This window comes from Ferruginibacter sp. (genome assembly GCF_014377975.1).
GTDB lineage: Bacteria > Bacteroidota > Bacteroidia > Chitinophagales > Chitinophagaceae > Ferruginibacter.
Window position 1 is genome coordinate 1 of record NZ_JACMOO010000275.1, and the last position, 11,951, is coordinate 11,951.

Genomic DNA, 11,951 nt, shown 5'->3' on the forward strand with positions numbered 1-11,951 from the left:
ATATTGTTATGCCAACAAATAACCAAACGAATATTTTTCTTTCAATGGGACCGCTGCACCGCGTTGCGGTCAGTTTGTTTTTATCAGGAATTGTTTTTTTATTTATCTGTAAAAGCCCTTTAAATTTAATGATGATCAGTATGATGCTGTGGGATGTTTTTGCACTGTTCTATGTTGTTCTTAGCTGGATCGTTTTTTTTACCAGTCCGGTAAGCCATATTACTCAACTTGCACAAAAACATGATGGCAGCAGGATATTTGTTTTTATAGTGGTGGTAATTTCTTCCTTCGCCAGTATGCTGACTGTTTTATTGCTCATTGTTTCAAAAGAAAATACGGCCACTTCAACGGCAGTATATCTTCCGGTAATTATTGCCGGCATATTGCTTTCCTGGATATTGGTACACACTACATTTTCTTTTCACTATGCGCATTTATATTACAATGTGGATGACAGGATTAAAGAAAAAAAAGGAGGGCTGGAATTTCCACGGGAGCAACACCCGGATTACCTGGACTTTGCCTATTTTTCTTTTGTGGTGGGTATGACATTTCAGGTGTCGGATGTAGAAATCAGTTCCCGTATCATCCGCAGGGTGGCATTGGTACATGGTTTACTTTCTTTTATACTCAATACTTTTGTAGTGGCATTAACCATCAATTTAATTGCAGGCCTTAAAGGATAACAACTTTATATTATGATATCAAACGACCCGCTACATGGCAAAACCTTGGAAGCAATCATAACCAGCCTGGTGGCACATTTTGGCTGGGAAAAATTAGGCCAGTGTATCAACATCAATTGTTTTAACGTTAACCCATCCATAAAATCAAGCCTTACCTTTTTACGCAAAACACCCTGGGCAAGAAAAAAGACCGAAGAGCTTTATATAAAAATGATGGATAAGATATAAGGAAAAGGTAAATAATTAGCCTGGCAAATTTTATTGCACAAATAATAATTTATCTGCCACCAGACAGGTTACCCGTATCAATTCATTTCTACTAAAGAGCAAACAGGTTACCAAAGCTTTTCATCTGCCTTTTTCTGTACAAAAATACCTTGGGCATCATGGTACAACACTTATGAAACCTATTGCAGCAAAGGGTTTCATAATTTAGACAATATATTTACCAGCATGAAAACAACATTAAGTTGTCTTGCATCATCCCAAAAGCGGGTATATCTTTATATCAACAATATAAATCATCAGGCCAAACAAAAGCCGTTCTACTATCACCCAATATTTGCCTGCCGTACGATCAAAACAAGTACGTACTATTTTCCACGATTGCCACTGTTAATGAAAATTAAATATCATTTAATTATTTATTCAACTAAAAAAACACTCGTAATGAAAAATTCAAACAACACTTTACACATTTTTACAACTGTACTGGTAGCTTTATTCAGTATTGCATTTACCACTGTTGCACATGCAACAGAAACTTCTCCTGTATCTGTAAAATTCGTAGGAAACGTCAACAGTATTCCTGTTTTTCAATTGTCTTTTACCAACGAAAAGATAGAAGAATATGAAATTACTGTTACAGAAAGTAACAATATAATTTATACCGAAAAAATTAAAGGCAAGAAACTGGTGCGTAAATTTCAATTTGTAAATAATGGATCTGAAGAAGATGTTTTACAAATTTCCATTAAAAATGTAAGTTCCAAAAAAGTAATTACCTATAAAATAAATCCTGCTACCAAAGTTGAAGTTGAAAAGGAATTAGTAGCAAGTTTATAATTTGAATGCACTTATCAAGCCAGTTATTGGCCGTAAATGATAAGTAATTTTAAAGAGATGATTGACTACACAAAGTTTTTTTGTGATAGTTATAAGGCCTTGTAACAAAAATATCTTATGTACGCTTCAAATTATTTCTAGCAATTTGGATAACGAAAAAAACAGGCTTAAAAGCCTGCTTTTAAAGAGTTTTTATCAATCTAAGGAATGATATTTTTATCAGGTATACTTCCTTCGCTCCCAACTGCTTCGTAACTCACGTTGTTACTTGCATCCGTTATTTCCTGGTAATAAACGCCGGAGGGTGCCAGATAAAATTTTTGCCGGTTGATGGTAACAATTTTGCTGTTGGCAGGTAACTGTGTTAATCCGGATGGTTGTACAGATGGATCAGGCGCATTGCCCAAGGGTGGTGTATTATCAATCCGATTATTCTGGTCTTGTGGCTCAGCTTGGTTTTGACCGGGTTCAGTTGTGTTAATTACCCCATCTGTTCCTACAACCACGTACTGCAATTTATTTTTTGCAGTAATTTCTTGCTGGTAATAAGTGCCACCCAGTTCATAATATTTTTGTCCGTTGATGACATTGGCTTTTGCGTCTGAAGGTAAATGCTTAACCGTTGCCCCCAATGGCGGAGCAGTTACTTCGTATCCTCCATTGCTGTAGGGACGATAATAAATACCTTCATTGTAATAGTAAGGATTATTTCCAATAAAAAACGGGCTATAGCCGAATGGTAAAATGCTTAACCTGAAGCCAAATGCTGGGCCAAAATGCGAATAGCCATACGACCTGTAAATTGGCCTGTACTGGTAAGATGGATAATAATTATAGGAATTGCCATACCCGTAAGCAGGACGATTATTATAATATCCTCCACGGAAGTAATTGCCGCCCTGGTAATAATTACGGGAATAATTATTATGGTAAGCCTGATCATAGAAACGGCCACCGCCCCTGTTATCAAAGCGGGTTCCGCCACGATCGTTGGAACGACCTCGTTGAGCGGTTACATTTAACGAGAAAAAAATGACTGCGCCTGTTACCAAAAGTAAACGGCACAAATCTTTTATATTGTTCATACACTTTTTTTAAAATAGATATTAAAAGTAAGCAAAAGTTAAATTGGTTTAGAACTATGGTACAGCTTTAACATTTGCTTTATTTGTGAAATATATTCGAAAATTTGCAGTTTAATTATTTGGAATTTAACCTGCAAAGACTTTGCCGGGATATGCGCAATATAATAAAAATACACCAGCCCAAAAGATCCGTTCTGGCGTGAATAATACCGCCGATAATCAGAGAATTCTTTTAAGAAATTCAGGTGAAAATAATCCCTTCTAAATTCCCCATCCATGATGCACTTCATACCGACAGACTCCGGTTTCTTAACTATTTATGTAATACCAATATCTTCGACGGCGCATCTGCTGTAATAACTACAAGGAGGCTTTCCATAATCAGCGCCTGATCCTGGGCCACTTCTGTGATGCGTGGACTTGTAAATAATTATGATCATTAAATTTATTCCGATGCACAAAACAGAAAAAAAAATTCGTATTCCATATAAAACCAGCTGCACACTTTTTATGTTAACAAACCAATTTTTACAATTTCATGCAAAAGATTAATTGCAATTACAAATGAAAATATTTGGCTGATTATTTTTATGGTGAGACACAGGAACATTCTGAGGTATTCGCCCGGCGTATTTTTTTAATATAAAGTTTTGTAACATAAATTGATGCTTTCAACAAATTTTGAATGTACACTAAAATTAAAGACTCTACTGAAATTTAGCGGCTGATTTTGTTTGGTTTCGTTGGGGCAAACGCTACCGCACTATCATTACCGTGCCACTAAACTGTTTGTTTAATTTTTTTGTTCTGATGATATAAGCATACACGCCTGGCGACTGAGGCATTCCATTAAAAGTGCCATCCCATGGCTTTTTATAGCCCAGCGAATGAAAAATATGCTGACCAAAACGGTTGAAGATATCCACTTCACAGTCTTGATAGGTATCCAGATATTTTATCTGCCAGGTATCGTTCACTCCATCATTATTAGGACTAAACGCATTGGGAACATAGGGCCTGGGCAGTATCGTTATATGTATCGTATCCATGGCACTGCAGCCACCAATACCACTTACGGAGATGGTATAGGTGATATCGTTTACCGGTGTGCAAAGTGGCTGCATTACGGCGTTGCTGTTTAAATAAAGAGATGGCACCCATTTGTACGTTACCTCGGAGGCGGTTGCATTTGCATCAATCAACACAGTGCCACCTTTTAATACAAACAGATCGGGCCCTGCATTCACCACCGGTACCGGCCAGATAGTGATATCCCGGAAAGCGGAATCTTCACACCCATTGACGGCTGAAAATTTGCTCATGATTGAATGCGTTCCTTCACCTACGGCGGGTGGATACACCACTCCATCCACACTTACGCCGTTTCCATAAAAACCAAACACACCCGGTAAACCGGTGGTTTCACTCACCTGGTTTAATTTAAACGTCGTAGAATCCTGGCAAAAGGAAGTAATGGGAGGAAAAACAACCTGCGGACTTTGTTTGATGGTTACTACCCTGCTTACTTCACTGATGCAGCTAATACCAGAAAACACTTTGTACAGGATTGTATAGTTCACAACGTGGGTAGTTTGCGCTATCGGGTAAAAGTGCTGATAGGTTTTGCCAGGCAAAGGATCGTTGTCAATTTGGGTAACGCCGGTGGTATCACCCCAGGATATCTGTACCTTCACTATCTTCCCGAAGTTAACACCCGACTGATCGGTGATGTATAAAGCTTTGTTGCTGCAAAATGACTGGGGATCATTGACTGTAAAACCTGCTTTCGGAATGGCGCCATTTACGGTAAATACTTTCAATAAACTATCTGCACAGCCCTTGCTGTTTTTTACCTGCAGCCACATATTGTAGCTGGCTGCGGCACTGTAACTATGCCTTGGGTTCATGGCTGTGGAAGTGTCTGGATTTGCAATGGTTGCATTGATATCCCCAAAATTCCAATGATAAGAAAATGGCCGGGTGGAGGGTTCTTGGGTATAGGAACTGTCCTGGAACTGCGCCACGGCATCATTCAAACAAATATCCGGCAATAAAAAATTAACCACTGGTCGCGGGTATATGCTTACCAATACACTGTCTGTAGAAGCGCAGCCCGGGTTGTTATTGTAAGCTGTTTTTACATAATATAAACGACTTTTAGTAAGGTTTGAGGGGTTGTCAAGCTGTACTAAAGGGTTTGAAATATTGGTGGCACTTAACCCAATAGCCGGACTCCAGGTATAGGTATAACTTGTATCTGAAGCGTTGCCTAACTGCGCTAAAGTGTTCGGACAAGCGCTTACGCCTGCGCCCGGACCGGCAACTGAGGGAGGCATTTCTGTGTAAATCACTACATTTTTTATAGAGTGATTGTCGTTGGACCCTCCGGTACTTGCGGTAAAACCCAGATAACCCGGATAATTAAATTGCTGGTAGCCGGTTAAATAAAGACTGTCATTAACATACACACTGATATTGCCATTATTGTAAGTTATTTTGGCGTGGCTGTACTGGTCTGAAACAATAAAAGAAATGGCTCCATCGGCATTGTCTCTTGTCGGCTGACTGGCGCATTCATCGTAGCCTGCTCCCCACCTGATTTCGATTTTTGGCATGTTAAAATGCTCTGTGGACCGATTAAAAGGGATACAGTTGTTCCAGGTATCAAAACAAATTTTTAACCCATTGGCATTGGATGGAATACCTAAGCCGCCACCAGAAACAAAACCATTGGGCGGAACATCCAGAAAGCAAAAAGCGAGACCATCCGCACCCGTACCGTCGTGCATTCTAAAATCAAATTCGGCCTTCCATTTATTACACAAAGAAAGGTTGATGGGCTGGTTATAAAATACCGCACCACTTGCCCCGGTTACCGGGCATACCATTATTTCGCTGTTGTTTGCTGAAGTTACATTAGCAACTGCAGCAGCACCCTGCAGGTTCCACCCAATAGTATTCACCGGTATTCCTTTCAATTGCGCAAATATATAATTCTGGGCATCAGCCTTAACGGATATAAATAAAGTAGCCAACCATAAAACTGTAAATTTATTTATGCAGCGCATTTATAATGAATTGTTTTTACAGGGCATAAAAAGATGAGCCGCAGTGGTTCATAATATTTAATGTGTTTAAAAGGCTGCATGCGTTTTGGGGTAGTTACAATTCAAATATACTTCAATTTTTTTATTGCCTTCCTTTCACAGCTATTCCGGCAGTACTTATTTTTAACTGTTTGTAGTACCCATTAAAACTAAATTGCAAAGCTTCGCCTATCAGCGCTTCTTTTCTGTTGTTTCTTTCCGATCTTCTATTTTCCGGCGGTAGTAATATTATTGGAGTGGTTGTACAAGGATAACAAAATAAATAACCTGGGTCTCAATTTTTTAAGAACCAATTTTAATATAAAAAACAAAGTAACAATTTGGAATATTTACATTACCATCAGAGAAATAGAAAACACTGTTAGAACCCTGAAAACTGATCTTGACCTACGACCCTTTTATAATAAAAACGATATCGCCCCATGACACATTTACATTTAGGGATAGTTGCCAGTTGATTGGTCAAAACCATTTGGTATCTATTGATAGATCCGTGTATTAATATTAATTATACAGAAATATTACGCAGCGGCAATAGCCAAAAGTAATCACCATAGCCGGTATAAATACATCCAATAAAATCATCAGAAAATGCTCCAAGCCAAAAAATACACTACAGAACATCTGCAACATCTTAAAAATAAAGTATCAACCCTTTACCAAAAAAAAATCTATAGTACCACAAATTGGTACTAAAAAATTATCAAACTTAACCACAGCGTTTTTACAGTCTGGTTAGGTACTAGCCGGGTAACAGCCAATACTGATCAAAGACAAAAAAATAAAATGATTAGATAATGACCACAGCAGGTTTACAGAGTTTATGTCAAAAAAAGTAACACCCGCTATCCAGCTGCTGATTGATTTAGTAAATAAAATTTTATGGTAAAGATGTCTATCGGCAGATTATTTATTACCAATAAGGTACTGTTGGCTGCGCCTACCCCTGGAGGAGATATTGCTGCAAAGAACTACATATATCATCCTTGTATTGTATTACAATTAGTTATTACTACCAGCCACTACAAACTTTTTCATACTTATTTTCTGCACTATCCACCTTCCAATCGCAGTTCCTTGTTTTTGGCCGTTTTCTATGGCATCTCTGAAATGTATGCCCCCATACAATCTTGATACCGCAGCTTCGGCAGCCGCTGCTCTAAAGGAATGAAATGTCCGGGGTGGTATTTCAAACAATTCTTCTGAATTGTCTGTATAAGAAAAATTATTACCTAAAAAATAACTGAGTACTTCTGCCGAAGCGGTTGATATTACACTATGGCCGCTGGTATATTCTGGGAAAGGAGGTGTTTGCAAAAGAGGCTGCCAGTGAAGATCCATATATTTATTAATATAGGTTTCGGGCCTTATGCGGTTACTGCGGTATTTTTCATCCCAGCAACTTATAAATGCATCTACAAGGGTTAACGCTACCATTGAATGCAATACCACCACACTATCAAAACCAAGCCGTGCTTTTTTTGCCGCAATGCCTGTAATATTCATCCAATGTCCACCAGGGCTTATTTTTTTAAAGCCGATAGCCATATGGCCGGAAGTATTTATAATAAAAGGATTACAATCCCAGAAAGAGGCCTCTTGTAATTGTTCGGTCGTTGCTTTCTTTGAAATATCGTATACTTCTTTTGCCAGTCTAAAAAAAGAGCTGCTGTTATCTATGCTGAATAGTACCGGTGGTGCACATACGAACTGGTTACAGCTATCTATCAGCATAGTCCTCATAGTTTTCCAGTTAGGTTCTACAGCTTCTATATAACCCGGTGGCGTGGGATACCAGTACCCTTCTCCTTTTAATGGGGTGTAGCGCAGCCTGGCACTCAACTTTTCATAACCATCTGATTTTGCATAGGCCACAATACTTTCTGCCACCAGGTTTGCAACTGCAACGGATTGCTGAATAATGGTTTCCGGTATTTTATTTTTTTGCAAAGTTTTAATGTAGTCATCTTCCTGCTGCTGCAACATAAAACCGGATGGAAGCATTCTTTTACCTGTTTCAAAAATACAATATACCGCTGCAATACGATGATCGTAGTTATTTTTATCCGTTGCGATTTTTACGGGTGTATAATCTTTTATAAAATTGTTAAGCGAACGAATTGTTGGATTATTCTGGCAAACTATTTCGTAAGCGCCCAACATAGCATAGCAATAAAACCGGCTGGCTGCGGGCGGGCTTACCACATCATGCATCATTACCATTGATAGAGAAAATACCGCCGGCTGCAACTCAAAATAAGCAGGTAGTACTTTTTTTGATTGCCCGTTTAGGGTACTATAAAAAACATATGCTATCAAAAAAATATTCTTCATTACTATTATTAAGTTGGTTACACTTTTTATTAGGGCAGTTTTTACCGGTTGCACAAATTACGCTATGTTGGCGGATACTTTCTGCATACAATTTTTATATTGATGTAATCGAATTTGTAAATTTTTAAATTATATTAAATCAATTTTGCTTATAGAAAATCAAGTCACTTCCTGGTATTCCGATGGCAATATATTTCTTGCCGTCAATGATCATTTCTTCTGCTGATTTCACATCGCCGGTAACGGACAGGCCTGATAACGGTTGAGGAACATATTCAAAATTGCCTTTGCCATCGCCAGTTAATAAACAGCCATAATTGGCATCAATGCTGCCAATCTTTAAACGATTGTCAGCATGGTTACCCAGTAATAGTAAATCCATTTTTCCGTCATGGTTAAAATCTTTTGTCAGAATTTTTGATACAACTGAAAACTGTGCCTGTATCGGTAATACTTTTTTTATAAATTTTCCACCGCGGTTTAAAAAGCAAATGCTCCGCGTTTCGTTCACAGAAAGCAAGCCCGCTTTGGCCAATTCTTCCGGCGTAAAAATTTCTTTCATCTGTGCATCTGCATAATTTTTATAAGAAGAAAATTTTCTGCGCATTGGATATATCTGTTCATTCAATTCATCCCTGCTTACAAAGGGATAAGTTTTTCCCTGCACATAAAAATTAAAAAACGGGTCAATGGAACCATTGCCATCAAAATCAGCATAATACATTTCCGCAGGTTCTTTTTCAGATGCCTTGATGGGCGAATTTAATCCCAGGTTACCTGCAATAATGTCTTCATTGCCATCGCCATCTACATCATCGATGTTTAAGGTAAACCAAAATCCATTGTTGGGTTCCGTAAAATAGTCATTGGTTTTGTCCACAAAACCAGCAGTTGTGTTGATGAATATTTTTATGGGCATCATTTCACCACAAATAACAAGGTCTTTTTTTCCATCCTTATTTATATCCACCCATTGCGCATCGGTTACCATGCCGATATTTGAAAAAGGTGTTGTTACTTTTGTAAAATGCCCTTTACCATTGTTGATCAATAAATAACTTTCAGGTGCTAGCGGATATTTGCCGGGAACAATTCTTCCACCAATAAATAAATCTATATCTCCATCACCATCCACATCACAGGGTCTAATACAGGATTTACTGCTTCCACTTAGATCCGGCAAGGCATTTTCCAATACATTAAAATTTCCTTTGCCATCATTCAGGTATAGTTCGTCCTGAAGCGCCGGCGTGTTGGGTTCCCACAATCCGTAACCGCCTTTAGCAACATAAAGATCCGGAAAACCATCACCGTTGGCATCAAAAAAAACGGCTGCTGAAATTGTAGATTCATTTTCATTCCCAATTGAAATACCCCCTGCCTGAATAAATTTACCACCCGCTTTTTGCAGGTATATTTTACCCGGATTAATATTATCGCCGCTGATAAACATATCTTCCAGCCCATCCTTATTAACATCTCCTTTGGCAATAACAGGACCGGTTTGAGAATACATAAATAACATTAGTAACTGCCGCTTAAAATCGTTTTTATTGCCCGCTTCATTTTTATAATCCAATATGCCAGATACTTTCGAAAAAACTGCTGTTTTATTTTTTACGGCTTCATTTTTTATGGGCATTACGTCTACTTTTTGCAGTATGTTTAATTTTTGATTGGCAGTTATATTTATCAATAGCTGTATGGTATTATCCGGCCATATAATTTTGAGTGAATCAATATTTTTTTGAATACCCAATCCAAAATTAAGTACGGTTGAAACGCAGGATAAATAACCCCTGTTTGGATTCACTTCCTGGTATTGCATGTTGCCATTGTTAAACAAATAAACTTTTGCACCGATGGCATTTGTATTGCCGCCTTTGCCAGTTAATTTTACAGCCAGGTAATTGGTAGAATCTTTTTCCCTGCTTTGATTCTGATAGATGGATGCTGGTTCATTAATGTTATTGATCACAAGGTCAAGATCGCCGTCGTTATCGAGGTCTACATAAACAGCGCCGCTTGATATACAGGGCTTTTGTAAGCCCCAATCAATTTGTTTGTTGGAGAAGGTAAGATCGTGATTATTTTTAAAAATATAATTGGGCAACGTTGTTGATGGCATTGCTTTTACAAGATCCATCATCAAAGCAGGTTCCCTGTCTATAGCCTTTTTAACTTTATAGTCTCCCCAGTAGCGTAAAAAATCTTTATTGGTATAATCTCTCAGGTAACCATTGGTAATAAATAAATCTTTGTAACCATCGTTATCAAAGTCAGCAAATAATGGAGTCCAGCTCCAGTCTGTTGCGGATATACCCGAAAGACGGCCAATTTCACTAAATGTACCATCGCCATTATTCAGGTGCAGCATATTGCGCATATACTGCTTGTATAAATCCTGACTCTGCATCAGTTCAAACGATTCATAATTTTCCTGCAACTGCAATAACTTTTGCCGCCTGTTGTCTTCCGGCAACATATCAAGTGTTATAATATCAGCAAAACCATCGTTGTTGAAATCAGCAATATCTACGCCCATGGAAAATTGTGATAAATGCCGTAACCTTTGCTTAGACTGGTTTGTAAACGTACCGTCATGGTTATTGATGTATAAATAATCGGGTTCATTGTAATCGTTGCTAACATAAATATCCTGAAAGCCATCTTGATTTATATCGGCGATGGCAATACCTAAACCAAATGTCATGGGGTTTTGTCTTATCCCTGCACTTGCTGTTACATCGGTAAAATGATTACCATCATTTCTATATAATTTATTTCCTGCCAGATCATCAATGTCATCTCTGAATTTGGCAAATTCCATATTGTCAATTTTTTTTATGCTGTGGTTCAGCAGAAACATATCGAGGTCGCCATCATTGTCGTAATCAAAAAAGGCAGCCTGCGTGCTGTAGCTTTTATCATCCAGACCATAGCTTTTGGCCTGTTCAGCAAATTTTAAATTACCCTTGTTTATAAAGAGCTGATTACGTCGCATATCGTCGCTTACCTTACCGGAGTAGCATACATAAATATCCAGTAAGCCATCTCCGTTAACATCCGCCATTGTTACACCTGTTTTCCACCCGCCGCTTCTGCCTTCCATTTCACCGCAGGCTTCTTTGGTAATGTCTTTAAATTTCATGTTGCCGAGGTTGAGGTATAATTTATTGGGCTTCATATTACCGGTAAAAAAAATATCCGGTAAACCATCGTTGTTGATATCACCGACTGCTACGCCTGCTCCATTATAAAAATATTCGTATGCCAGCACATTAAGGTTTTCTGTTTCGCTGATGTCATTGCTAAAACGAATAGAGGTTTGATTGGGAGAAAGCAAATGAAAAAGGGGAGGCTGTGCATAAACAGGCCTTAATAAAAATTGAAAAAGTATTGATAGGATGATTAAAAATTTCATATTTAAAGTTATTACAAAAAGGCTTTACGTCATTAACTTATTTAAGCGCCAACGCATGTAAACGTAGTTAAAAATCGGTTGCGTTTTATGGGATTGCTTTTAAAATATGGCAGTTACCTGCATAGATGACTATCCCTTTCAAATGAAGGTTTTCATTGTTAAAAAATCATTCAAATTAATTCGCCCGGTAAACAATCCTGTTAATCTTACTAAATTATACATACAAAATAAACCACAACACTATCTTAAA

General features: G+C 38.0%; 7 protein-coding genes. 3 read left to right on the forward strand and 4 right to left on the reverse strand.

Going from position 1 to position 11,951, the window contains the following annotated elements; translation table 11 throughout:
- From H7254_RS14335 to H7254_RS14345, 3 genes are all read left to right on the forward strand, one after another.
- Positions 1 to 686, forward strand: a 686-nt coding sequence (locus H7254_RS14335) for a DUF1345 domain-containing protein (protein WP_367875448.1), incomplete at its 5' end; no start/stop codon positions are given.
- A 12-nt stretch (positions 687 to 698) separates the two neighbouring features.
- A complete protein-coding gene (locus tag H7254_RS14340) occupies positions 699 to 914 on the forward strand; it encodes a VF530 family protein (protein ID WP_301933612.1) in 216 nt (71 codons plus the stop codon).
- 441 nt (positions 915 to 1,355) lie between these two features.
- Complete coding sequence (locus tag H7254_RS14345) at positions 1,356 to 1,751, forward strand: hypothetical protein (RefSeq protein WP_301933613.1); 396 nt, start codon at positions 1,356 to 1,358, stop codon at positions 1,749 to 1,751.
- A 200-nt stretch (positions 1,752 to 1,951) separates the two neighbouring features.
- Here H7254_RS14345 and H7254_RS14350 read toward each other — a convergent pair whose 3' ends face one another.
- The 4 genes from H7254_RS14350 to H7254_RS14365 form a co-directional block, all read right to left on the reverse strand.
- Positions 1,952 to 2,836, reverse strand: coding sequence for a DUF6515 family protein (locus tag H7254_RS14350; protein ID WP_301933614.1), 885 nt, complete (start codon positions 2,834 to 2,836; stop codon positions 1,952 to 1,954).
- Positions 2,837 to 3,591: 755 nt separating this feature from the next.
- A complete protein-coding gene (locus tag H7254_RS14355) occupies positions 3,592 to 5,904 on the reverse strand; it encodes a gliding motility-associated C-terminal domain-containing protein (protein ID WP_301933615.1) in 2,313 nt (770 codons plus the stop codon).
- A gap of 1,041 nt (positions 5,905 to 6,945) precedes the next feature.
- Positions 6,946 to 8,277 (reverse strand): vanadium-dependent haloperoxidase, encoded by a 1,332-nt coding sequence (locus H7254_RS14360; RefSeq protein WP_301933616.1) that lies wholly within the window; start codon positions 8,275 to 8,277, stop codon positions 6,946 to 6,948.
- A 139-nt stretch (positions 8,278 to 8,416) separates the two neighbouring features.
- Complete coding sequence (locus tag H7254_RS14365; RefSeq protein ID WP_301933617.1) at positions 8,417 to 11,701, reverse strand: VCBS repeat-containing protein; 3,285 nt, start codon at positions 11,699 to 11,701, stop codon at positions 8,417 to 8,419.
- Positions 11,702 to 11,951: the final 250 nt, after the last annotated feature.

Bases quoted from the DNA above. Each gene is read 5' to 3' on its own strand.
- H7254_RS14340 (WP_301933612.1), top strand. From the start codon at position 699: ATGATATCAAACGACCCGCTACATGGCAAAACCTTGGAAGCAATCATA.
- H7254_RS14345 (WP_301933613.1), top strand. From the start codon at position 1,356: ATGAAAAATTCAAACAACACTTTACACATTTTTACAACTGTACTGGTA.
- H7254_RS14350 (WP_301933614.1), bottom strand. From the start codon at position 2,836: ATGAACAATATAAAAGATTTGTGCCGTTTACTTTTGGTAACAGGCGCA.
- H7254_RS14355 (WP_301933615.1), bottom strand. From the start codon at position 5,904: ATGCGCTGCATAAATAAATTTACAGTTTTATGGTTGGCTACTTTATTT.
- H7254_RS14360 (WP_301933616.1), bottom strand. From the start codon at position 8,277: ATGAAGAATATTTTTTTGATAGCATATGTTTTTTATAGTACCCTAAAC.
- H7254_RS14365 (WP_301933617.1), bottom strand. From the start codon at position 11,701: ATGAAATTTTTAATCATCCTATCAATACTTTTTCAATTTTTATTAAGG.